The 22568-nt window shown below is 60.7% G+C and carries 21 protein-coding genes and 1 tRNA gene; 15 read left to right on the forward strand and 7 right to left on the reverse strand.

The features are described 5' to 3' along the window. Positions 1–24 precede the first annotated feature (24 nt). Together KCG45_RS06015 and KCG45_RS06020 are read left to right on the forward strand one after the other, a co-directional pair. On the forward strand, positions 25–576 hold the full coding sequence (locus KCG45_RS06015) for a PH domain-containing protein (RefSeq protein ID WP_218316152.1): 552 nt from the start codon (positions 25–27) through the stop codon (positions 574–576). Between the two features lie 2 nt (positions 577–578). Further along, positions 579–2153, forward strand: a complete 1575-nt coding sequence (locus tag KCG45_RS06020; RefSeq protein ID WP_369410740.1) for a PH domain-containing protein — start codon at positions 579–581, stop codon at positions 2151–2153. On the opposite strand, the gene KCG45_RS06025 is transcribed toward KCG45_RS06020, so the two are convergent. Further along, entirely contained in the window at positions 2150–2476 is a 327-nt protein-coding gene (locus KCG45_RS06025; RefSeq protein WP_218316153.1) for a GNAT family N-acetyltransferase, read from the reverse strand. The genes KCG45_RS06020 and KCG45_RS06025 overlap by 4 nt on opposite strands. 52 nt (positions 2477–2528) lie before the next feature. On the opposite strand from KCG45_RS06025, the gene KCG45_RS06030 reads away from it, so the two are divergent. After that, positions 2529–3527 (forward strand): threonine aldolase family protein, encoded by a 999-nt coding sequence (locus KCG45_RS06030; protein WP_218316154.1) that lies wholly within the window; start codon positions 2529–2531, stop codon positions 3525–3527. Between the two features lie 31 nt (positions 3528–3558). Further along, positions 3559–4458 carry a DMT family transporter gene (locus KCG45_RS06035; protein WP_218316483.1) on the forward strand — a complete coding sequence of 300 codons (900 nt, stop codon included), beginning with the start codon at positions 3559–3561 and terminating at the stop codon, positions 4456–4458. Here KCG45_RS06035 and KCG45_RS06040 read toward each other — a convergent pair. Continuing rightward, positions 4435–5223, reverse strand: a complete 789-nt coding sequence (locus tag KCG45_RS06040) for a Rossmann-fold NAD(P)-binding domain-containing protein (protein WP_218316155.1) — start codon at positions 5221–5223, stop codon at positions 4435–4437. The two genes, KCG45_RS06035 and KCG45_RS06040, sit on opposite strands and share 24 nt — an antisense overlap. Positions 5224–5276: 53 nt before the next feature. Between KCG45_RS06040 and pepN the strand changes: the two genes are divergently transcribed. The 8 genes from pepN (at position 5277) to KCG45_RS06080 (ending at position 15154) form a co-directional block, all read left to right on the forward strand. Next, entirely contained in the window at positions 5277–7970 is a 2694-nt protein-coding gene (gene pepN / locus KCG45_RS06045) for an aminopeptidase N (RefSeq protein WP_218316156.1), read from the forward strand. Further along, positions 7963–8724 (forward strand): peptidoglycan editing factor PgeF, encoded by a 762-nt coding sequence (pgeF, locus tag KCG45_RS06050; protein ID WP_218316157.1) that lies wholly within the window; start codon positions 7963–7965, stop codon positions 8722–8724. The genes pepN and pgeF overlap by 8 nt, the downstream gene beginning before the upstream one ends. 233 nt (positions 8725–8957) lie before the next feature. Beyond that, on the forward strand, positions 8958–9536 hold the full coding sequence (gene petA, locus KCG45_RS06055; RefSeq protein ID WP_218316158.1) for a ubiquinol-cytochrome c reductase iron-sulfur subunit: 579 nt from the start codon (positions 8958–8960) through the stop codon (positions 9534–9536). A 55-nt stretch (positions 9537–9591) separates the two neighbouring features. Beyond that, positions 9592–10968 (forward strand): cytochrome b, encoded by a 1377-nt coding sequence (locus KCG45_RS06060; protein WP_218316159.1) that lies wholly within the window; start codon positions 9592–9594, stop codon positions 10966–10968. Between the two features lie 52 nt (positions 10969–11020). Then, positions 11021–11884, forward strand: coding sequence for a cytochrome c1 (locus KCG45_RS06065; protein ID WP_218316160.1), 864 nt, complete (start codon positions 11021–11023; stop codon positions 11882–11884). Between the two features lie 81 nt (positions 11885–11965). Continuing rightward, a complete protein-coding gene (locus KCG45_RS06070; protein WP_218316161.1) occupies positions 11966–12517 on the forward strand; it encodes an adenine phosphoribosyltransferase in 552 nt (183 codons plus the stop codon). Positions 12518–12604: 87 nt separating this feature from the next. Further along, complete coding sequence (locus KCG45_RS06075) at positions 12605–14524, forward strand: cation:proton antiporter (protein ID WP_218316162.1); 1920 nt, start codon at positions 12605–12607, stop codon at positions 14522–14524. Between the two features lie 39 nt (positions 14525–14563). After that, entirely contained in the window at positions 14564–15154 is a 591-nt protein-coding gene (locus KCG45_RS06080; protein WP_218316163.1) for an OmpA family protein, read from the forward strand. On the opposite strand, the gene KCG45_RS06085 is transcribed toward KCG45_RS06080, so the two are convergent. From KCG45_RS06085 to panC, 5 genes are all read right to left on the reverse strand, one after another. After that, the gene (locus tag KCG45_RS06085) at positions 15151–15888 is read right to left on the reverse strand and encodes a 3'(2'),5'-bisphosphate nucleotidase CysQ (protein WP_255547973.1); all 738 of its coding nucleotides are present in this window, start codon (positions 15886–15888) and stop codon (positions 15151–15153) included. The genes KCG45_RS06080 and KCG45_RS06085 overlap by 4 nt on opposite strands. A gap of 8 nt (positions 15889–15896) precedes the next feature. Beyond that, entirely contained in the window at positions 15897–17813 is a 1917-nt protein-coding gene (gene cysN, locus KCG45_RS06090; protein WP_218316165.1) for a sulfate adenylyltransferase subunit CysN, read from the reverse strand. Then, the gene (cysD, locus tag KCG45_RS06095; protein WP_439648915.1) at positions 17813–18760 is read right to left on the reverse strand and encodes a sulfate adenylyltransferase subunit CysD; all 948 of its coding nucleotides are present in this window, start codon (positions 18758–18760) and stop codon (positions 17813–17815) included. The genes cysN and cysD overlap by 1 nt, the downstream gene beginning before the upstream one ends. 44 nt (positions 18761–18804) lie before the next feature. Continuing rightward, a tRNA-Gly gene (locus tag KCG45_RS06100) sits at positions 18805–18878 on the reverse strand. Positions 18879–18933: 55 nt separating this feature from the next. Beyond that, complete coding sequence (gene panC / locus KCG45_RS06105; protein ID WP_218316167.1) at positions 18934–19797, reverse strand: pantoate--beta-alanine ligase; 864 nt, start codon at positions 19795–19797, stop codon at positions 18934–18936. 114 nt (positions 19798–19911) lie between these two features. On the opposite strand from panC, the gene KCG45_RS06110 reads away from it, so the two are divergent. The 3 genes from KCG45_RS06110 (at position 19912) to pgmG (ending at position 22568) form a co-directional block, all read left to right on the forward strand. Next, positions 19912–20736, forward strand: a complete 825-nt coding sequence (locus KCG45_RS06110) for a division plane positioning ATPase MipZ (RefSeq protein WP_218316168.1) — start codon at positions 19912–19914, stop codon at positions 20734–20736. 4 nt (positions 20737–20740) lie between these two features. Next, positions 20741–21055 (forward strand): J domain-containing protein, encoded by a 315-nt coding sequence (locus tag KCG45_RS06115; protein ID WP_218316169.1) that lies wholly within the window; start codon positions 20741–20743, stop codon positions 21053–21055. An 82-nt stretch (positions 21056–21137) separates the two neighbouring features. Beyond that, positions 21138–22568, forward strand: a complete 1431-nt coding sequence (pgmG, locus tag KCG45_RS06120) for a phosphoglucomutase/phosphomannomutase PgmG (protein ID WP_218316170.1) — start codon at positions 21138–21140, stop codon at positions 22566–22568.

The raw sequence follows: 22568 nt of genomic DNA on the forward strand, positions 1-22568 counted from the left end.
GATTGGCTGTTCATTTAGTGCGGCATGGAAACCACCGCGCAGCCAGCGCCGAATGCTTCGCCCGGCGAAGCACTCATCGGCCAGCTAGGCAATATTGTCGATGATGATGCCGAACTCACGAAAGTGCATCCCAATTACAAAACGGCGCTGCGCGTGCACGCGGCGCTCACCGCGATCCCTATCGTGGTTGGCGCGATGGTGCTCGAAGGGTCGCTGCGGGGGCAATCGCCGCTGCCATTCGGTGTGATTATCGGAACCGTCGTCTTTCTGGCGGTGCTTTTGATCGTCCGCTTGCCATCGCGGCGCTATCTGGCGCGCGGCTATCAGATTTCGAGCGATCGGCTGCGGGTCGTGCGCGGTATTCTGTGGCGCTCCGACACGGTCGTCCCCTTCGGACGAGTTCAGCATATCGATGTCGATCAAGGACCGCTCGAACGATTCTTCGACATCGCGACACTGACGCTGCACACCGCCGGCAATCACAACGCATCGGTAAAGCTGCCAGGTCTTGGCCATGCGCTCGCTACGGATATGCGTGAACAAATCCGCGCCCATATCAAGCGGGAGAGCATGTGAGCGTGACAGCGCCTGCTCCCCGATCGGTTTCGGTACCGGTGACTGCAACAGCACCCAAAGCCCAGCCGCAGCGCACAGCTCCGCTCAGCGTGGCTATCGGGCTGCTGAGTTCGGCGCAAAACGCGATCGTGCCCATAGCTCTTGTCGCGTTCAGCAATAGCGGGCGCGGCTACGGTATTCTTGCCGCCCTCGGGATTGGCGCGGCGATCATTGTTATCGGCAGTTTTTTTTCGTATCTCAGATGGCGGCGACTGACCTACACGATCGGCGCGCAGGACATCCGGGTCGAAAGCGGTGTTCTTAGCCGTGCGGCGCGCTCGGTGCCGTATGAACGCATCCAGGACGTCAGCCTTGAGCAAAAGCTGTTGCCGCGCCTGTTCGGTCTGGTCGCCGTCAAGTTCGAGACCGGGGCGGGCGGCGGTGATGATCTCAGCCTCGCCTACCTGACCGAAGACGCGGGCGAAGAGCTTCGCCAGCTGATCCGTGAGCGGCGCGATGCACAGGTGGCGGAGGCAAGTGAAGCCAGAGGCGAAACGCCCGGCACTGTCGAAGAACCAGCCGCCGAAACGCTTTTCGCGATGGGGCCGGAGCGGCTTTTCACGTTCGGTCTGTTCGAATTCTCACTTGCGGTGTTCGCGGTTCTCGCAGGCCTTGCGCAATATGCAGACGGGTTCATCGAAATCGGTGATGCGATCGACCTTGCCGGGTCATGGTTCTCCGACCGCGGTGAAGAAGTCGCGGCGCTGGGCGCCACTTTGCAGATCCTGAGCGCGCTCGCAGGCCTGTTCGTGGTGTTCATCGTCGGCTCCGCTACCGGCATGATCCGCGTCTTCACCCGCGAATGGAATTTCCTGCTCGAACGCACCGCGCGGGGTTTTCGCAGGCGTCGCGGCCTGTTTACCCGCACCGATGTCGTCATGCCGATCCACCGCGTGCAGGGCGTGATGATCGGAACACGCGCGCTCAGATACCGGTTCGGTTGGCACAATTTGCGTTTTGTCAGTCTGGCCCAGGATGCGGGGTCGTCCAGCCACGTGGTCGCGCCATTTGCGAGGATGGAGGAAATCAGGCCCATCATCGCCGCCGCAGGGTTCGACCTGCCGCGTGAAGACGCGGACTGGCACCGCGCGAGCAAGCGCTACCGCACGGACAGCGCCATCGTCGATTCGTCGATCTTCATCCTGACGGCGATTGCGACGGGAACGGTCGCGTTGCTGATCGCTCCCGAATGGCTCCTGTTCGCCGTGTTGATCCCGCTAGTGCTTGCGGCCATCGCGGCGGGTGCGAACATGCTCGCATGGCGCTTCCAAAGGCACGCTCTGGATCCCTCGCAGGTGATCGTGACCAAGGGCGTGCTCTCACCGCGCAGCCAGATTGCGACGCGGCTCAAACTGCATTCCGCGGAAATTGTACAGGGCCCGGTCGCGCGGTTGCGCGGTTATGCGACGGTGCATCTTGGCCTTGCGGGCGGTGAGCTCGCGATACCGGGAGTTCCCTTGGAACGCGCGCGCGAGGTTCGCCGTGAGGTACTCGAGACTATCGCGGCCACCGACTTTTCCGACCTCGAAACCGCCTAGGCCCGCAAATCGGCCCAGTCGGGGTTCTTGTCGAACTTTGCCGCGACGTACGAACAGCGCGGGTCGATCTTGAACTCCTGCTTGCGCGCGTCGGCCACCAACCGTTCGACCAATTGCGCAGCGATACCGCGCCCGCCGATCGCATCGGGTACGACTGTGTGCGTTGCCACTCTCACGCTGCTCGCCACGTTTTCTCGCGGCAGGCCAGTCTTCGGCTCCCACTCGAGATATCCCTGATGATCTTCTCCTGCGACTTTAGCGACATATTTGCCGCCCTGTCCCTGCGCGTGATGGGTGATCGTCACCTGTGCCTTGTCGGTCATTTGTGATGCTCCTTCTTGCCATCAACGCCGTTGCGGTTAGAGGCGTTCCGATATGACCAAGTTCCTGTCCGACAATGCTGCGCCTGTGCATCCCAAGGTCTGGGAGGCCATGCGCGCAGCCGACGAGGCCGACAACCCGTATGATGGCGACACGCTTTCATCCGAGCTCGATGCCCGGTTTACTGACCTTTTCGGGCGTGAGTGTGCTGCGATGTGGGTGGCGACGGGCACCGCCGCAAATTGCCTGGCGCTGGCGACCATGTGCCAGCCCCATGGCGGAGTGGTGTGTCACGAAGAGGCGCATATCGAGGTCGACGAAGGCGGCGCACCGGGATTTTATCTCCACGGCGCGAAACTGATGCTGTGTCCGGGCGAGGGCGCCAAGCTGACGCCTTCCGGAATCGCAGAGCTGATCGACCCGATCCGCGACGATGTACATCAGGTCCAGCCGCATGCGGTCGCGATTACGCAGGCAAGCGAATATGGGCTGATCTATAGCCGCGAAGAACTTGACGCGTTGCAGCACTTCGCCCGCTCCCACGGATTGGGCCTGCATATGGACGGGGCCCGGTTTGCTAATGCGGCGGCATCGCTGGACGGCGCGGCAGCCTACGCTGCGCACGGCGCCGACAGCCTTGCATTCGGCTTCATCAAGAATGGCGGCATGAGCGCCGAGGCAGTTGTCCTGTTCGATCCGGAGCGCGCCGAGCTCGTGAAATATCGCCGCAAGCGTGCAGGCCACCTACAATGCAAGGGACGTTATCTCGCCGCCCAGATCCTCGCCATGCTGGAGGATGACCTGTGGCTCGCCAATGCGCGCCATGCCAATGCTGCGGCGCAGAGCATTGCTGGCGGATGCGAGGAACGCCTGATGCACCCGGTCGAGGCGAATGAGCTGTTCGTGCGTCTGTCGGCAAACGAACGCAAGGCGCTGCGCGCGCAAGGTTTCGAGTTCTACGATTGGGGCGCGGATGCTGCACGGTTCGTGACCGCCTGGAACACCCGTGCCGACGATGCCGAAGCTCTGGGCAAGGCCATCGCCTCGTTATGAGCTGCAGACATTGAGCGCGGCGCAGTCTTCCATGCTGCAATGGCGCGTAATCCTACCATTCGTCCTGACCGGTGCAATCTGGGGTTCGACCTGGTTCGTCATAACCGGACAGATCGACGGAGTGCCCGCTGCGTGGTCGGTGTTCTATCGCTTTGCCCTCGCTACGCCGGCGCTGTTCCTTGTCGCATACCTTATGAAGCGGCGACTGAAACTTACGCGTCCGGAGCACCTGCTTGCGGCGTTTGTCGGCATCTTCCAGTTCAGCGGCAATTTCCTGTTCGTGTACCATGCGGAGCTTTACGTGACCTCGGGCATTGTTGCGATGATGTTCGGCCTGCTGATGGTTCCCAATGCGGTGTTCGGCCGAATTTTTCTCGGCGAGAGTGTGCAGGGACGGTTCTTCAGCGGCAGCCTCATCGCGATCATCGGGGTGTCGTTCCTGCTCGTGCACGAATGGCGGGCCAACCCGGATGCCGGGGTGATCGGGGGCAATGTTGCGCTCGGCATCTTGCTCGCGCTGCTCGGCATCCTTGCAGCCTCGATCGCCAATGTTGTTCAGGCCAACCCGACGGGGCGCGCAGTGCCGATGGTCAGCCTGCTCGCCTGGGCGATGCTTTATGGAACAGTATTCGATCTGGGATTTGCCGCGCTGACAGCCGGTCCGCCGCCGCTGCCGACCAGCCCACAGTATTGGGCAGGGATCGTTTACCTTGCGCTTATCGGGTCGGTCGTGACGTTTCCGCTGCATTACAACCTCGTGCGCGAGATCGGCGCGGGCCGCACCGCGTACAACTCAATCCTGACCATTTCGGTCGCGATGGCGATTTCAACCCTGTTCGAGGATTACCGCTGGACTGCGCTCACCGCGGGGGGAATGGTTCTGGCGGTGATCGGCATGGTGATCGCGCTAAGAGCCAAGCAGCGCCGATAGTCCTTCAGCAAAAGTCGAATATTCTGGCCGCCAGCCAAGCACACGCTTGGCCTTGCCGTTAGCAACCCGGCGGTTCTCGGAATAAAAGCCGAGCGCCATTTCGCTGAGGTTCGCTTCTTCCAGTGTCTGCAGCGGTGGTGGTTCGACGCCGAGCAAGCGGCAGGCAAATTCGGTTACCGCGTTTCCGCTCGCGGGAAAATCATCACCCAGGTTGTACGCTCCGGGCGGCGCGTCTTGGATCAGCGCAGCGATCACGCCCGATACGATGTCATCGACATGGACCCGGCTGAACACCTGACCGGGCATGTCGATCCGCCGCGCCTTGCCGTCGCACACCCGCTCGAGCGCGCTGCGTCCCGGCCCGTAGATCCCCGGAAGACGGAACACGTGGGCATTCATTGCCATCCAGGCGGCATCGGCATCGGAGCGGGCGTTACGTCTGCCGGTGCCGGTGGGCGAGCTTTCGTCAACCCACGCCCCCTGCTGATCGCCGTAGACCCCAGTGGAGGAAAGGTAGAACAGCGGGCGGCCTTGAAGTGCCTCACGATACCGATCGAGCACGGGGTCGCTGGCGGTCTTGCGGTCCGGCGGCACCGAAGACAGGACATGGGTCGCGGCCTCCAAGGCTTGAACGACCGCAGCGTGATCCGCGAAATCCACATTCCCCGCGCTGCCGGTGGCGTCGATGTGCCATGCCCGCGAGCGCGCCACCGCGGCGATGCGCTTCGCCGTATAGCCGAGGCCAAATATGAACAATCGCGCCATACAATCGTTCTAATCGCTTGACGCCTGCACAAATCAACTGAAATCGAGCTTCCATGGATATTGCAACCACCCCCCAGAACCCCGAAGGCAATCCCGAACTGGCCGATGCAGCGCCCATGCCCCATGATCCGCCGGTAATCCGGCGCGAGGATTACGAGCCCTATCCGTGGATCGTGCCCGAGACAGAGCTTGATTTCGCACTCGGCATCGGCAGCACCCGCGTCGCCGCGCGTTTGAAGATCAAGCGCAATCCGGGAACGGAGTCGACCTCGCCGGAATTGCGCCTCAATGGCGACGGACTGACAACAGAGATGGTCATGGTCGATGGCGCGCGGTTTGGCGACTGGTCGATGGACGAAGGCGATCTCGTCGTGAACCTGCCGGGAGAGAGCCATACGGTGGAAATCGTGACGCAGATCGATCCGAGCGCCAACACCGCTCTGATGGGCCTGTTCGCTTCCAACGGGATGCTGTGCACACAGTGCGAGGCGGAGGGCTTTCGCCGCATCACGTTCTTCCCCGACCGGCCTGATGTCCTTTCGACTTACCGCGTCAAGATGAGCGGATCGAAAGACCGTTTCCCGATCCTGCTATGCAACGGCAACAAGGTGGGCGAAGGCGAGGGTGACGGCGGCACGCACTGGGCCGAATGGCACGATCCCTGGCCCAAGCCTTCCTATCTTTTCGCGCTCGTCGCAGGCGATCTCGTTGCCAATTCCGCTCCCTTCACGACCCGGTCGGGCCGCGTGGTCGAATGCAATGTCTGGGTGCGCGAGGAAGACCTCGCCCGCACCGATCACGCGCTGCAATCGCTCCACCGATCGATGAAATGGGACGAGGATGTGTTCGGCCGCGAATACGATCTCGATCTCTACAACATCGTCGCCGTCTCCGATTTCAACATGGGCGCGATGGAGAACAAGGGCCTCAACGTCTTCAACACGAAATATGTGCTGGCCGACCCCGACACCGCGACCGATGCCGATTTCGACGCGGTCGAAGGCGTGATCGCGCACGAATATTTTCACAATTGGTCGGGTAACCGCATCACCTGCCGGGACTGGTTCCAGCTGTCGTTGAAAGAAGGTTTCACCGTGCTGCGCGACCAGCTTTTCAGCCAGGATGTGCAGGGCGAGGCGGTGAAGCGGATCGAGGATGTGCGCATTCTGCGCGCGGCGCAGTTCCCCGAGGATGCCGGCCCGCTCGCCCACCCGATCCGCCCGGACAGTTACCGCGAGATCAGCAATTTCTACACGGCGACCGTTTACAATAAAGGTGCCGAAGTGATCCGTATGATGCGGACGCTCGCTAATTTCGGGGGCCAGGTCGACAATTTCCGCAAAGGCACCGATCTCTACTTCGACCGCCATGACGGCGAAGCGGCCACCTGCGAGGATTTCATCACCGCGATCGAAGATGGAACCGGTCTTGAACTGGCGCAATTCCGACGCTGGTACAGGCAAGCGGGCACGCCCCGGATCGCAGTGAGACAGACGCTCGGCGATGACGGGCTCGATGTGACGTTCAGGCAAACGGTTCCCGACACGCCGGGTCAGCGCAACAAGGGGGCGATGCACATCCCGCTGCGGGTCGCGGTGCACTGCCGCGAAACCGGAGCGCTCGGCGCAGAGCAGCTTATCGAACTGCGGCAGGACGAACAGACGATCACCCTTCCGCTTTCCGGCCCTTTTCCGGTGCTGTCGATCAATCGCGGGTTCACCGCGCCCGTCATCATCGAGCGTGAGCTTGATAGCGCAGACCTCGTCTTTCTCGCGGCAAAGGACGACGATCCGTTCGCGCGGTACGAAGCCTTGCAGGACCTCGCGGTCCGCCATCTGGTTGCGGCGGCGAGCCAGCAGCTCGATCAGGCGGGACGTGCCGAGGGCAAACGGCTCGTATGCGATGCGTTTCGCTCGATCCTGACCGATCCGGAGCTTGATCACTCGATGCGCGGCGAGCTGATGATGCTGCCGAGCGAGACCTATCTGTTCGAAGCAATGGCAGGCAGCGACCCCGCCGGGATACGCAAGGCCGAACCGCTCGAGATTCACAAGGAGCGCGAGCAGCTCAAGACCGTGATCGGTGTAACACTGAAGCGCGAGCTGGAAGGGCTCTACGCACAGGTCGCCGATGTGCCCTACGATGATCCCGCAGGCCGCGGCGCCCGCAAGGTCAAGACGCAGATCGCCGCACTGTTCGCAGCCAGCGATCCGGAGCGCGCGGCAATCATGGCCTCGCGCCAGTTTGACCAAGCCGACAACATGACCGACAGGCAAGGCGCTCTGATGGTGCTGTGCGGGCTCAAACATCCGGCACGCGATGAGCGTTTGCAGGCGTTTTACGACCGCTATCAGGGCAACGCACTGGTGATCGACAAGTGGTTCACGCTGCAAGCGCTCTCGCTGCACCCCGACGTCCTCAGCCATGTGAAAGCGCTGGCCGAACATCCCGACTTCACGATGAAGAACCCGAACCGTGTCCGTTCACTCTACATGGCGTTCGCCGGCAATGCGCATGCTTTCCATGCCCAGGACGGCTCGGGTTACCGCATGATCGCGGACGTGATCCTTGCGCTTGACCCGATCAACCCGCAGACCGCAGCGCGGTTTGTATCGCCGCTGGGACGCTGGCGGCGGATAGAATCGGTCAAGGCGGGGCTGATGAAGGCGGAGCTGGAGCGAATCGCAGGGACTGAGGGCCTATCGCGCGACACGTTCGAACAGGTTTCGCGCAGCCTCGATGGCTGACCTGAAACCGTTCGACATTGCCACCTCCGATGTGCACGGCGGTATGCCGCATGGCTTTTTCGGAAGTGGCGGCGGCCTCCACCAGTTCGGTTTCGGCGGTCCGGGTGAGGAGAGGGACATCCGCAAGCTGCGCGCAGCGGCAGCCGATCATCTGGTTGAAAGCGCAGCGTTTGTTGCACCGCATCAGGTGCATTCACCCGATGTCGTCACCGTGCCTGTCCCTTGGCCCGATGCCGCAGAAGGCAGGCCGGTCGCAGATGCTCTCGTCACCTCACGGCCCAACATCGTGCTCGGCATCGTGACCGCCGACTGTGCGCCGGTTCTCTTCGCCGATGCGCGCGCAGGCGTGATCGGCGCAGCCCATGCCGGATGGCGCGGCGCGCATGGCGGCGTGCTCGCCAACACTGTTGCCGCGATGGAGGCACTTGGCGCGGAGCGCGAGAATATTTCCGCGGCAATCGGGCCAACTATCGCGCAGCGCAATTATGAAGTCGACGCAGCCTTCCGCAAGAATTTTGGGCCCGAGGACGAGCTTCATTTCAAGGCGGCACCGATGCGGGAGGGCCAGGCACGCTGGCATTTCGACCTCCCCGGATACATCAACTCTCGGCTGCGCGAGGCGGGACTTATCAAAATAGAGGATGCCGCTCGGGATACTTTCTCGAATTTCGAGCGTTATTATTCCTACCGAAGAGCTACTCAGCGCGGTGAACCAAACTATGGACGCCAGATCAGTATGATCGGCATGCGCTGATACCGGGGAGCCAGGTATTGCACCGAAGCGAACAGGGTGTGCTCAAAACACGGTTGGTTTTCGCGAGCTTTGCGTCTATTCGCGCGGCGAGCCGGAACTTTATGGCAGCGTAAAGCGCTACCAACACGGTTTGAAGGGGTGATTGATTGCGATCGCGCCTAAGAGCAAACAGGTTTAACATCATCCCGCGTCGGCGTAGTGTCAGCGCAGGTATATGAGCAAGGTAAGACACGATGGCTTCTACTGGTGCTTCTGTTGGAGCTGAGCCCCCCGAAGTGAAAGACGGTGATGAAGGTGTTCGTCGCCGCGATTGGATTCACGTCGCCGCATTGGGCACTGCCGGTGTCGGCGGCATCGCTGTATTGCTTCCGGCGGTCAGCCAGATGGCTCCATCAAAGGACGTTCTCGCGGAGAGCACGACCGATGTCGATGTGAGCGCGATTCAGCCTGGTCAGAGCATCAAGGCGGTGTTCCGCAAGCAGCCTTTGTTCGTGAAGCGCCTGACCCCTGAAGAAGTCGCCGAGGCGAAAGCGGATGACGCGGCCAATATGCGCGATCCGCAGACGCTGGCCGAACGCACTACCGAAGGCAATGAAGATATTCTCGTCACGATGGGCGTTTGCACCCACCTCGGCTGTGTTCCGCTGGGCGCTGCCGAAGGTGAGAATAAGGGCGAATTCGGCGGATATTTCTGCCCGTGCCACGGCTCGCACTACGACGTTGCGGGGCGGATCCGCAAAGGCCCCGCGCCGACCAATCTCGAAGTGCCGGAATATTCGTTCACTTCCGAAAGCACCATCCGCGTAGGGTGATGCTTCGTACCTGTATTTGATTCTGTGATCACACGCTGAGAACCGAGAGACCATTATGAGTTTTGCCTGGGCCAAGCAGTACGAACCGAAATCCGCTTTCACCAAGTGGGTCGATGAAAAGCTGCCTTTGCCGCGCCTTGTCTACAATGCCGTGGGTGCGGGTTATCCGGTTCCGCGCAATCTCAACTATATGTGGAATTTCGGCGTCCTCGCCGGCTTCTGCCTCGTGTTGCAGATCGTCACTGGCGTGATTCTGGCGATGCATTACGCCGCCAATACCGAAGTCGCTTTCGGTACGGTCGAACACATCATGCGCAACGTAAATTACGGCTGGATGATGCGCTACGCTCACGCCAATGGCGCGAGCTTCTTCTTCATCGTCATTTACCTGCACATTTTCCGCGGCCTGTATTATTCATCCTACAAGGCACCGCGCGAGATGATCTGGCTGCTCGGCGTGGTCATCTTCCTGCTGATGATGGCCACCGCATTCATGGGTTACGTCCTTCCATGGGGCCAGATGAGCTTCTGGGGTGCGAAGGTGATTACCGGTCTGTTCGGTGCCATTCCATTCATCGGTGAGCCGCTGCAAATCTGGCTGCTCGGTGGTTTCGCCCCGGACAACGCTGCGCTCAACCGCTTCTTCTCGCTCCACTTCCTGTTGCCGTTTGTCATTGCCGGTGTGGTCATACTCCACATCTGGGCACTGCACATTCCGGGATCTTCGAACCCGACCGGGGTCGAAGTGAAGAAGGAAAGCGATACTATCCCGTTCCACCCGTATTACACGTCGAAAGATGGTTTCGGTCTGGGCGTCTTCCTGATCCTGTTCACCTTCATGGTGTTCTTCCTGCCGAACATGCTCGGTCACCCAGACAACTATATCGAAGCCAACCCGCTCTCGACCCCGGCCCTGATCGTGCCAGAGTGGTACTTCCTGCCGTTCTACGCGATCCTGCGCGCCTTCACCGCCGACCTGACGATCCCGTTCACCGGCATCGTCCTGATCGAGGCGAAGCTGCTGGGCGTGATCGCGATGTTCGGTTCGATCCTGGTCTGGTTCTTCCTGCCATGGCTCGACAAGAGCCCGGTTCGTTCGGGCCATTACCGTCCGATGTTCAAGAAGTTTTTCTGGTTCGGCCTCATCCCTTGCATGGCGCTGCTCACCTATGTCGGCGGTGCGCCTGCCGAAGAGCCCTATGTGCTGCTCAGCCAGATCGCGACAGCGTATTACTTCCTGCACTTCCTGGTGATCCTGCCGATCGTCAGCCAGATTGAGGTGCCGAAACCGCTGCCGTATTCCATCACCGAAGCGGTACTCGGTTCCGACGATAAGCCTGGCGGTACTGATGGTGGCGGGGAAAACCCGCAGGCTGCAGTCAAGCCGCTGCCGGGCAGTGATCCCGACGGTTCGCTTCAGCCAGCCGAATAATCGCTAGATTATCGCTCCTTTTACTGATCCGATAACGAGAAAGAGTTCGGTCATGACAATCCGTCTTGCAGGCATCCTCATCGGTCTCGGCATAACCGCCGTGCTGGTGCTGTGGTCGCTGATCCCCGGCGCGTACAACTATGCTTTCGGCCCCCCGGCAGAAAAACCCGCCTACTACGTCTTCAAGGAGAAGCCAGTAGCCCCTGAGGGCGGGTTTTCGTTCGACGGACCTCTGGGCAAGTGGGATTACGCTCAGTTGCAGCGCGGCTATGCGGTCTACAAGCAGGTCTGCTCGGCCTGTCACGGCCTGAAATATGTCGCTTTCCGCAACCTGCAGGAACTGGGCTACACCGACGCACAGGTTCGCGCGGAGGCTGCGACCTGGAATGTACCCGGCATCGATCCGAACACGGGCGAGGCGACCACCCGCCCCGGTGAGCCGACCGATTACTTCCCCGACCCGTATCCGAACAACGTCGCTGCTGCCGCAGCCAACAACAATGCAATCCCGCCTGATCTTTCGCTGATGACGAAAGCGCGCAAGGATGGCACGAATTACGTTTATTCGCTGCTCAACGGCTATGTCGATCCGGATCCCGAAAAGCTTGCCAAGGCGCAGGAGCAGGGCTTCGAAACTCCGATGGGTCTGTACTTCAATCCCTGGTTCTCGAACGTGAACCTTGCGATGCCGCCGCAGCTTTACCCTGACCTCATCACCTATGATGACGGGACCGAAGCGACAGTTCCGCAGATGTCGGCAGACATTGCCGCGTTCCTGACCTGGACTGCCGAGCCATCCCTGATCCAGCGCAAGCAGACCGGCTGGTTCGTGATCGCGTTCCTGATCTTCGCGACCGGCCTCGCTTTCTTGTCCTACAAGCAAATCTGGGCAGGCAAGAAGTCAAAGACAAAGTAATCACCCCATCGACATAACCTCTCATCAAGCGCCCCATCATCCTTCGCGGATGGTGGGGCGCTTTGCATTTGCGGAGCTGCAGTGACCCATCCAAAACTCTCGCCCGGCGAACTCAAGGCGCTGATCCGCACCGTGCCAGACTTTCCGGAGCCCGGCGTCCAGTTTCGCGACATCACCACGTTGATCGGACATTCCGAAGGGTTGTCGGCAAGCGTGCATCATCTCGCAGAACTGGCGAAGGCGAGGGGCGCGCAAAAGATCGCAGGTATGGAGGCGCGAGGTTTCATCTTTGGCGCCGCCGTCGCAGTCCAGCTCGGCATCGGCTTCGTCTTGGTCCGAAAGCCGGGAAAGCTGCCGGTGACAACAATCGGCGTCGATTACGCGCTCGAGTACGGGACCGACAGGCTCGAGGTAGATCCCCGATCCATCACGCAGGGCGAATCCATCGTTATCGTCGACGACCTGATCGCGACGGGCGGCACTGCGCTTGCCACAGCGCAGCTGCTGCGCGAGGCTGGCGGCACGGTGAATGAGGCCCTGTTCGTCATCGATCTGCCCGATCTGGGAGGCGCTGCAAAGCTGCAGGAGGCTGGGGTTCAGGTTCAAACCCTGATGCAATTCGACGGCGAATAAGGCCGACGGCTTTCCGCGGCGCCAACCACCGATGGAACGAGTGTGCATGCGGTTCATTGTTGGCATGAGGGAAGTTCAGGAAACCAAATGGAATCGCAAGCGCTCGTAATTGCCACGATTGGCGTTCTCGGTGTCGGGGCGCAGTGGGTCGCATGGCGCACGGGTTGGCCTGCGATCGTTCTGATGCTGGCTGCGGGGTTTCTCGCCGGGCCGGTTGCGGGCGAATTGGGATTTCGTCTGCTCGATCCAGAGGCCGCATTCGGAGACCTGCTCGATCCAGCCATCGGCATCGGCGTTGCGCTGATCCTGTTCGAAGGCGGGCTCAGCCTCGATCTGCGCGAGCTCCGGCATTCGGGCAGCGCCGTGTGGCGGCTTGCGACGGTCGGGGTCGTTGTCGGTTGGGCGCTCGGCGCGGTCGCTGCCAGCCAGATTGCTGGCCTTGCCTGGCCGGTCGCCATCCTTTTTGGGGGCATCCTCATCGTGACCGGCCCGACTGTGGTTATCCCGCTTCTGCGGCAGGCAAATGTGCAGACCAGGCCAAACTCGATCCTCAAATGGGAAGGCATAGTCAACGATCCTACCGGCGCGCTGTGCGCCGTGATCGCCTACGAATATTTCCGCCGCGTCGCCGAAAGCCCCAATGCATCCGTGATCGAAGTGGTCCCGCCGCTTATCATCGCGGCGATCCTGGCAGGGCTGATCGGCTATGCCGCGGCGCGCATGATCGCTTACCTGTTCCCGCGCGGAGCGATCCCAGAATACCTTAAGGTGCCCGTCCTGTTCATCTCGGTCATCTTCGTATTCGTGCTGACAAACAAGATCGAACATGAAGCCGGCCTGGTCGCAGTCACGGTGATGGGAATTACCCTGGCCAATACCGGCTTTTCCAGCATTCGTTCGATCCACCCGTTCAAGGAGAACATCGCGGTTCTGCTGGTTTCCGGCATCTTCATCCTGCTGTCGGCCAGCCTCAGCTGGAGCGACCTCGTCTATCTCGATCCGACGACAGAGGTCGGTCTGCGTTTCATCCTCTTCCTTCTCGCACTGTTGTTCGTTGTCCGGCCGCTGACTGTCATCATCAGCATGCTTGGATCCTCGGTGCCGTGGAATGAAAGGTTGTTCATCGCGTGGATTGCACCGCGCGGGATTGTGCTCGTGGCTATCAGCGGGCTGTTCGCGCTGAGGCTCGCCGATCTCGGCTACAGCGACGGGCAAGTCCTGACAGCGCTGAGTTTTGCTGTAGTCGTGGCCACCGTGGTGGCGCATGGCTTTACTGTGAATATCGTCGCCAAATGGCTGGGTGTGAAGGGAACCTCGCGCCCGGGCCTGCTGATAGTCGGATCGACTCCTTGGACGATCGCGCTGGCGAAAGAGATGCAGGCGCTGAAAACGCCCATCATGATCGTCGATCCCAGCTGGCAGAGCCTCGGCCCGGCCCGGCGCGAAGGTCTGCCTTTCTACCACGGCGAAATCCTGAACGAAGTGACCGAGCACAATCTCGACCTGACCCCGTATCAGGTGCTCGTCGCGGCGACCGATAACGAGGCATACAACACGCTCGTCTGCAACGAATTTGCGCATGAGATTGGCCGCGATAGTGTTTATCAACTCGGCGAAAGTGCGGATGGCGAGGACGACAAACATGCGCTCCCTCAAACGTTGCGCGGACGCGCGCTGTTTGAAAGCGGGTTTGGCGTAACCGATGTGAACGAACGCCAGCAGCAGGGCTGGGTGTTCCGAAAAACCAAATTGTCCGATGAATTCGACTTCGAAGACGCCCAGGAGAAGCTGCCCGATAGCGCGAACATGCTGCTTCTTTTGAGGAATAGCGGGAGGCTGCGTTTCTTCACCCATGCCGCGCGCCCCGAACCGCGTGCCGGCGACACCATTCTCAGTTTCTCTCCCCCGCAACTCAAATCGGCCGAAGAACAGGTCGCGCGCAGGGCAGCAAAGGAAAGCGGCCGCGGTAGAGGCGATCAATCGAAGCCCAAACCGCAGCCGAGCTAAACCGAATTGAACAGAGAAGACTTCGATAAAGAGGCCCCCATGCGTAACTTGCCCACCGCCCTGATCCTCGCTGCCGGTATCCTGCTGGCTGGCTGCAATGACCAGGCATCCGATGTGCGCGAAACGGGCCAGTCCGGGGGACCGAATGCGGATGAGACCGCCGCACCGAGCCCGGAAGCGCCCGTTTCGATCATCCGGGCCGATATCGAACAACCTGACAACGCCGTGATTGAGCCGATCGAAACAAGCATCGGATTTCCCGAAGGGGGCAGCGGACTGGACGAGGCGGCGCTGCTGGCACTTGAAGAGCTCGCCGGGTCGGCCCAGGTCGCGCAAGATAGCGTGGTCGTTCTGCGAGCGCATAGCGATGCAAGCGGAAGCGACGCCGCCAATGCGCGCGCATCCGAAGCGCGCGGAGAGGCGGTTCGGGAATGGCTGGTCGAAAATGGGGTGAATGCCGATCGCATCACACTCATCGCGTTTGGCGCACAGAACCCTATCGAGCCGAATGCCTTGCCCGATGGCGAACCAAACGAGGCCGGACGCGCGGCAAACCGGCGGGTCGACATAGAGGTTTCGTTGAAACAGGCGGAACCGAAAGCTGATGAGGCTTCCACCGCCGACGACTAATCGAGCGAGGCAACCAGATCGAGCACCCGCTCCGCATATGCCGGGCGGCAGATCAGGAGATCGGGCAGGTAGGGGTCGGCCATATTATACCGGATGGGCGACCCGTCGATACGTGAACAATGCAGGCCGTGCGCAGCGGCGACTGCAACCGGCGCGCAGCTATCCCATTCATACTGCCCGCCCGAATGCAGGTAGATTTCAGCCTCGCCGCGGACGACGGCCATCGCCTTTGCGCCTGCGCTGCCCATGCTGACGAGTTGGCCGCCCATTGCTTTGGCGAGGGCGACCGCCTCCTTCGCCGGACGGGACCGGCTGACGAGAAAACGCGGCTTCTTAACGGGTTCAGGCATGGCAGAGACCTGGTCCGACGACAGGACGATCCCGCCATCGAGGCCAGGCAGAGCGACGGCGCCCACTGCGGCCACGCCGCCGATGGAAAGCCCGACATGCACTGCCCAGTCGCTGCGCTGCTCGCCATATTCGCGTGTTCCGTCGACCGGATCGACGATCCACACTCGGTCCATCGCGCATCTGGCGATGTCGTCTTTCTCTTCTTCAGAAAGCAGCCCGTCATCGGGGCGGGCATGGCGCAGCGCGTGGCACAGGAACTCATTTGCCGTTGCATCACCGGCATTGCCAAGGACCTTGCCTTCGAACACAGCGCTGTCTCTCACATCTAGCAGAATGCGCCCTGCGATCGTGGCAAGATGCGCGGCCAGCCGAGCGTCTGTCATCTGTCCTGTCATTTGAGCGGCAGGATCTGCTGGATGATGTAATTTGCCGCTTCGGCAGGCGTCATATCGACTGTGTTCACCCGAATTTCGGGATGTTCCGGTGCTTCATAGGGGCTGTCGATCCCGGTGAAGTTCTTGAGCTGCCCCTCGCGTGCTTTCTTGTAGAGACCTTTCACGTCGCGTTTTTCGGCCACTTCGAGCGGGGTGTCGACGAACACCTCGACAAATTCGCCCTCGGGAAGCATCTCGCGGACCATCCGTCGCTCGGCACGGAACGGGCTGATGAAGGCGGTGAGCACGATCAGGCCGGCATCCGCCATCAGCTTGGCAACTTCACCGATGCGGCGAATGTTTTCGATCCGGTCGGTTTCGGTAAAGCCGAGATCCTTGTTGAGGCCATGGCGGACATTGTCGCCATCGAGCAGGAAGGTGTGCCGGTTCATCAGTGCGAGCTGCTTTTCTACCTCATTGGCGATCGTCGATTTGCCCGATCCCGACAGCCCGGTGAACCACAGGACGCGCGGGGTCTGATTTTTGAGCGCAGCGTGATCTTCGCGCGTGATCGTTGTCGGCTGCCAATGCACGTTCTGCGCCCGGCGGAGGCTGAATTCAATCATCCCCGCGCCCACGGTCGCATTGGTGAACTTATCGATCAGGATGAACCCGCCGAGCTGGCGACTTTTGGCGTAGGCTTCAAACGTGATCGGACGGTCGGTCGAAAACTCCGCCACGCCTATCGCGTTCAATTTGAGCGTTTTTGCGGCGAGATGTTCGAGCGAATTCACATCGATTTCATATTTCGGCGGCTGGACGGTGGCGGTCACCATCTGGTTCCCTAGCTTCAGCCAATAGCCGCGCCCCGGCTTGAGCGCCTCTTCATCCATCCAGACGAACGTCGCGCAGAACTGGTCCGAGGCTTCGGGCGGGTCATCGGCGGCTGCGATAACGTCGCCGCGGCTGCAATCGACCTCGTCCTCGAGCATGAGCGTGACCGATTGCCCGGCCCCGGCTTCGTCGAGATCGCCGTCAAATGTCGAGATTGATTTGATCTTCGAGGTCTTGCCCGCCGGCACGATGCGGACCGGATCGCCAGGCTGGACCGTCCCATCGGTGATGAGCCCGGCAAACCCTCTAAAATCGAGGTTCGGGCGATTCACCCATTGCACCGGCATGCGAAAAGAGCGTTCCTGCGCGGCCGTGTTTGCGACCTCGACCGTTTCGAGATGGTCGATCAGCGACAGGCCGTTGTACCAAGGTGTGTTGGGCGATGGAGAGGCGGTGATGTTGTCGCCCTTGAACCCCGAAATCGGGATCGGCGTGAACGTCTCGATGCCGACCTCTTCGGCGAATGCTGCGTAGTCGGCGACGATGCTGTCGAAGGTTGCCTGGTCGTAATCCACCAGATCCATCTTGTTCACGGCGAGAACGAGATGCCTGATGCCCAGTAGGTGCACGAGATAGCTGTGCCGCCGCGTCTGCTGAAGCACGCCTTTGCGCGCATCGACAAGGATAACGGCCAGGTCCGCGGTCGAAGCGCCGGTGACCATATTGCGCGTATATTGTTCGTGGCCAGGGGTGTCGGCGACGATGAATTTGCGCTTCTCTGTGGTGAAGAACCGGTATGCGACATCGATCGTGATCCCCTGCTCGCGTTCGGCAGCGAGACCATCGACGAGCAACGCGAAATCAATCTCGTCGCCTTGTGTACCGACCTTCTTGCTGTCGGATTCAAGCGCGGAAAGCTGGTCCTCGAAGATCATCTTCGAATCGTAAAGCAGCCTACCGATCAGCGTCGATTTGCCGTCATCCACGCTGCCGCAGGTGATGAAGCGCAGCAGGCTCTTGTGCTGGTGCTGTTCCAGATAGGCGTCAATGTCTTCGGCGATCAGGGCGTCGGTCTGGAATGAAGGGTCGCGCTCAGCCATCAGAAATACCCCTCCTGCTTCTTGTCTTCCATCGAAGCGGACTGCCCTTTGTCGATTGCGCGGCCCTGTCGCTCGGAGCCAGTTGCGAGCAGCATTTCCTGGATGATCGCGTTCATGTCGGTCGCCTTGCTCTCGGTCGCACCAGTCAGCGGGTAACAGCCGAGCGTGCGGAATCGGACCGAGCGCTCAACCGGCTGTTCGCCTTTCTCGAGGCGGAACCGATCATCATCGACCACCAGCAGCATGCCATCGCGCGTGACCGTGGGGCGTTTTTGCGACAGGTAGAGCGGGACGATGTCGATCTTCTCGAGCGCGATGTACTGCCAGATATCGAGCTCGGTCCAATTTGAGATCGGGAAGACCCGGATGCTTTCATCCTTGTTCTTCTTGGTGTTGTATAGGTTCCATAGCTCGGGGCGCTGGTTCTTCGGATCCCAGCGATGCGATGCGCTGCGGAAACTGAACACACGCTCCTTCGCGCGCGCTTTTTCTTCGTCGCGCCGCCCCCCGCCGAATGCCGCATCGAAGCCGTGCTCGCTCAGGGCCTTCTTGAGCGGATCGGTCAACTGCGCCTGGCTGTACAGCGCGCTGCCGGTGTCGAACGGGTTGATCCCCTGTTCCTCCGCCTGCTCGTTCTGCGCCACGATCAGGTCGAGCCCGTATTCCTCCACTGTCTTGTCGCGGTGATCGAGCAGCGCCTGAAAATCCCATCCACTTGCGACGTGCAGCATCGGAAAAGGCGGCGGTGCGGGGTAGAACGCCTTTCGCGCAAGATGCAGCATGACCGAGCTGTCCTTGCCGACCGAATAAAGCATCACCGGCTTTTCGGTTTCGGCCGCGACTTCGCGGAAAATATGAATGCTTTCGGCTTCTAGCCGTTCGAGATGGGTCAGCGTGTGCATGGGTTTCGAGCTAGACCCCTCTGGCTCCAAAACAAGCAAAGAAATCTTTGGGTGCCCGCAAGCTCGGCCTGCTCTCGCTGAGGAGGGTTTGGAGCGGGTAAGGGGAATCGAACCCCTCTAGCCAGCTTGGAAGGCTGGAGCATTACCACTATGCTATACCCGCTTAGGGCACTTGTTGTGCCGGGCGCTGGCCCTTTGCCACGCTTGCTGGCCCCGCGTCAACGGTCCTGCTCGACCGCCATGTTATCGATCAGCCGCGTCCCGCCGATCCGGGCCGCTACCAGCAATCGCGCGGGCGAATTGCCAAGCGTATCGAGCGGCGCGAGTGACGCGGCGTCGGCCAGCACGGCGTAATCGATACTTGAAAAGCCGGCGCCCAGCAAAGCGTCTTCCAGCGCCGCGAGTGTCGGCGCGGCTTCCTGACCATCCTTGATGCGCGCGATCGCTTCCTTCATTTCGCGCGGGAGGGTCGCTGCGGCAGTGCGGTGCTCCTCGGAAAGGTAGCGATTGCGGCTCGACATCGCGAGACCATCCGCCTCGCGCACGGTGGGTACGCCGATGATCGAATGCACACGCGGCGCGGTCAGGTCGAGATCGCGAGCCATGGCGCGAATCACTGCGAGCTGTTGAAAATCCTTCTCGCCGAAGAAGGCGTGTGTCGGTCTAACCTGGTTGAACAGTTTGCACACCACTGTCGCTACCCCATCGAAATGGCCAGGCCGGGAGGCACCGCATAGCCCTTCACTGACACCGCTCACAGAGATGCTTGTTACGAAACCATCGGGATACATAACCTCGGTGTCAGGTGCCCAGAGCAGCGCACACCCTTCGCTTTCCAGCATGGCGGCGTCTTCTTCGAGCTGGCGTGGATAGGCATCGAGATCCTCGCTAGGAGCGAATTGGGTGGGGTTCACGAAAATCGAGGCGGCGACATGATCGCACATCTCTCGCGCACGCCTCACCAGCGTCAAATGCCCTTCGTGCAGCGCCCCCATCGTCGGCACGAGAGCAAGGGTCTCCCCGCCTGCCCGAAGCTTCGCAACCTGCGTTCTCAACACATCGAGCGTGTTTGCGGTTTGCACGTACTCTCCTCCACCGATAGATTGTCCCGCAGCAATACACGTGCGCGACGCCTGCCTACAAGCTCCTGCGGCGTGTTACTATGGTCCCAGCTTCACAGGATAATTCTACCGATCATGACCGCACCGCTTCCCGGAAAACCTGCTCACCGGATCGTTTTCGCCAACGAGAAAGGTGGTACCGGCAAGTCGACGACGGCGGTGCATATTGCGGTTGCGCTATCCTATCTCGGCGCGCGGGTGATGGCGCTCGACCTCGATCCTCGTCAGCGCACGACCCATCGCTATATCGAAAACCGTCTTAACACGCTTGAAAAACGGCGCATTACGCTGCCGACGCCAGGTTGCGAGGTCTTCCGCGGGCGGAGCGAGCAGGCACTGCTGGTGGCGATCGACCGGATGGAAAAGCTGTGCGATTTTCTCGTCATCGATAATCCGGGGCGTGACGATCCGCTCGCGCGGACTGCCGCGGAGAACGCAGATACTCTCGTCACGCCAATGAACGACAGTTTCGTCGATTTCGACCTGATCGGTCAGGTCGACGCGGAAACCTTCAAGGTGAAAAAGCTGTCATTCTTTGCCGAGCTGATCTGGGAAGCGCGGCTCAAACGCAGCCGCGCCACGGCAGATGGCAGGCGTCCCGAAATGGATTGGGTCGTGGTGAGAAATCGCACGGGCCATGTCGAGGCACGCAACATGGCAAGGATCGAACAGGCGCTGACAGAAATGTCGAAACGGGTCGGCTTTCGCGTCGCGCACGGCCTTTCCGAACGCGTCATTTACCGCGAACTGTTCCCCTCTGGCCTGACGCTCCTCGACAAGGGGCATCTGGGTGAGCTGGGCACAAGCCACCTTATCGCGCGGCAGGAGCTTCGTGCGCTGCTTAAAGCGTTGAACTTGCCCGAATTCACTCGCGGCCAGCCCCGTTTGGAGCTAGCGTAGCCGCATGTTCCGTATCGCCATAATCCTCATCATCCTTACCCTGCTGTTCAGGTGGGCGTTCGGCAAATGGCCGTGGCAGACACTCGGCACAAAACCGACCCGCCAGCAGGAAATCCGCCGCGCGCGCGAATTGTTGAAGATCGAGGCCGGGGCCAGCCGCGATGACATTCTCGCCGCGCATAAGCGGCTGATGGCGACAGTCCATCCCGATAAGGGCGGCAGCAACGGGCAGGTGCACGACGCCAACGATGCGCGCGATCTCCTCCTGTCCGAACTGCCCGATGGTGACACAGGGATCGGCCGGGACGAACACTCTTAAGAGTTACGCCATTGCAAGAATCGACCATTTACGGTGCATTTGCGGCTATCATCCCTGACAGAATTACAGGACGTCCCATCCCATGAAGCATACATTCGATCCGACCGTCCTTCGCGAATACGATATTCGCGGCATTATTGGCGAGACGCTGGGCCCGGACGATGCGCGGGCAATTGGCCGCAGTTTCGGCACTTTGCTGATCCGCGCCAGCGGTGAGGGGCTGGCCAGCCCAACGGTGGCCGTGGGCTATGACGGCAGAGTAAGTTCGCCGATGCTCGAACATGCACTGGTCGAAGGGCTGACCGCGAGTGGTTGCAATGTTCGGCGCATCGGCATGGGTGCGACCCCGATGCTGTATTATGCGGAAGCCTCAAGCGAAGAGGTGCATGGCGGCATTCAGATAACTGGCAGCCACAATCCCCCCAATTACAATGGCTTCAAAATGGTATTTCAGGGGCGTCCGTTCTTCGGAGCGGACATCCAGGAACTCGGGAAACTCGCCGCGTCCGGGGATTGGACCGACGGAGCAGGAGAGGTCGCCACCATCGATATCCTGGACGAGTATGTCGATCGGATGCTCGAAGGTCTCGCCGGGATCGATGGCGATGCTCTTTCCGGGATCAAGGTGGGATGGGATGCTGGCAACGGGGCCGCAGGACCCGCGCTGGAGGCGCTGGCTGCGAAACTTCCCGGGGAGCATCATCTGCTGTTCACTGAAGTCGACGGACATTTTCCCAATCACCATCCTGATCCAACTGTCGAAGCCAATCTGGCGGATCTGTGCGAGCTGGTCGCGTCGAAGAAGCTCGATTTCGGAGTGGCTTTCGATGGCGATGGCGACCGTATTGGGGCGATCGATGGCGAGGGCCGGGTGATCTGGGGCGACCAGCTGCTGATGATCTACGCCGAAGATGTGCTCAAGACCCATCAGGGCGCTACGGTGATCGCCGATGTGAAGGCAAGCCGGGCGCTGTTCGATGCTGTCGCGCAGTATGGCGGCAAGCCGCTGATGTGGAAGACCGGACACTCCCTGATTAAGTCCAAAATGAAGGAAACTCATTCTCCGCTCGCGGGCGAAATGAGCGGGCATGTGTTCTTTGCCGACGAATATTACGGTTTCGACGACGCCTTATACGCTGGTGTCCGCCTGCTCGCCGCCTCCGCGCGTCTGGGCAAATCGGTGACGGAGCTGAAAAGCGCGATGCCCGATATGCTGAATACCCCGGAAATGCGGTTCCAGGTGGATGAGGCGCGCAAGTTCCCGGCCATTGCCGAAGTGACCGAGCGTATGACGAGCAATCCGGGGCCGCAGGTTGAAGAAGTCAACGCGACTGACGGGGTGCGAGTAAACACGAAAGACGGCTGGTGGCTGCTGCGCGCTTCGAACACGCAGGACGTTCTGGTCGCCCGCGCCGAAAGCGACAGCGAAGAAGGGCTTGAGCGGCTGATGGCCCAGATCGACGAACAGCTTGCGCTATCCGGACTCGAGCGCGGCGAGAGCGTTGGTCACTGA

This window comes from Erythrobacter ani, assembly GCF_019204025.1.
Classification (GTDB): domain Bacteria; phylum Pseudomonadota; class Alphaproteobacteria; order Sphingomonadales; family Sphingomonadaceae; genus Erythrobacter; species Erythrobacter ani.

What these genes read in the sequence shown, in the direction of transcription:
- KCG45_RS06040 (WP_218316155.1), bottom strand. Translation starts at nt 5,223, where the DNA reads ATGGCGCGATTGTTCATATTTGGCCTCGGCTATACGGCGAAGCGCATC.
- KCG45_RS06035 (WP_218316483.1), top strand. Translation starts at nt 3,559, where the DNA reads ATGCTGCAATGGCGCGTAATCCTACCATTCGTCCTGACCGGTGCAATC.
- pgmG (WP_218316170.1), top strand. Translation starts at nt 21,138, where the DNA reads ATGAAGCATACATTCGATCCGACCGTCCTTCGCGAATACGATATTCGC.
- KCG45_RS06110 (WP_218316168.1), top strand. Translation starts at nt 19,912, where the DNA reads ATGACCGCACCGCTTCCCGGAAAACCTGCTCACCGGATCGTTTTCGCC.
- pepN (WP_218316156.1), top strand. Translation starts at nt 5,277, where the DNA reads ATGGATATTGCAACCACCCCCCAGAACCCCGAAGGCAATCCCGAACTG.
- pgeF (WP_218316157.1), top strand. Translation starts at nt 7,963, where the DNA reads ATGGCTGACCTGAAACCGTTCGACATTGCCACCTCCGATGTGCACGGC.
- KCG45_RS06015 (WP_218316152.1), top strand. Translation starts at nt 25, where the DNA reads ATGGAAACCACCGCGCAGCCAGCGCCGAATGCTTCGCCCGGCGAAGCA.
- KCG45_RS06065 (WP_218316160.1), top strand. Translation starts at nt 11,021, where the DNA reads ATGACAATCCGTCTTGCAGGCATCCTCATCGGTCTCGGCATAACCGCC.
- KCG45_RS06080 (WP_218316163.1), top strand. Translation starts at nt 14,564, where the DNA reads ATGCGTAACTTGCCCACCGCCCTGATCCTCGCTGCCGGTATCCTGCTG.
- KCG45_RS06025 (WP_218316153.1), bottom strand. Translation starts at nt 2,476, where the DNA reads ATGACCGACAAGGCACAGGTGACGATCACCCATCACGCGCAGGGACAG.
- KCG45_RS06075 (WP_218316162.1), top strand. Translation starts at nt 12,605, where the DNA reads ATGGAATCGCAAGCGCTCGTAATTGCCACGATTGGCGTTCTCGGTGTC.
- KCG45_RS06085 (WP_255547973.1), bottom strand. Translation starts at nt 15,888, where the DNA reads ATGACAGACGCTCGGCTGGCCGCGCATCTTGCCACGATCGCAGGGCGC.
- petA (WP_218316158.1), top strand. Translation starts at nt 8,958, where the DNA reads ATGGCTTCTACTGGTGCTTCTGTTGGAGCTGAGCCCCCCGAAGTGAAA.
- KCG45_RS06115 (WP_218316169.1), top strand. Translation starts at nt 20,741, where the DNA reads ATGTTCCGTATCGCCATAATCCTCATCATCCTTACCCTGCTGTTCAGG.
- cysN (WP_218316165.1), bottom strand. Translation starts at nt 17,813, where the DNA reads ATGGCTGAGCGCGACCCTTCATTCCAGACCGACGCCCTGATCGCCGAA.
- KCG45_RS06030 (WP_218316154.1), top strand. Translation starts at nt 2,529, where the DNA reads ATGACCAAGTTCCTGTCCGACAATGCTGCGCCTGTGCATCCCAAGGTC.
- KCG45_RS06060 (WP_218316159.1), top strand. Translation starts at nt 9,592, where the DNA reads ATGAGTTTTGCCTGGGCCAAGCAGTACGAACCGAAATCCGCTTTCACC.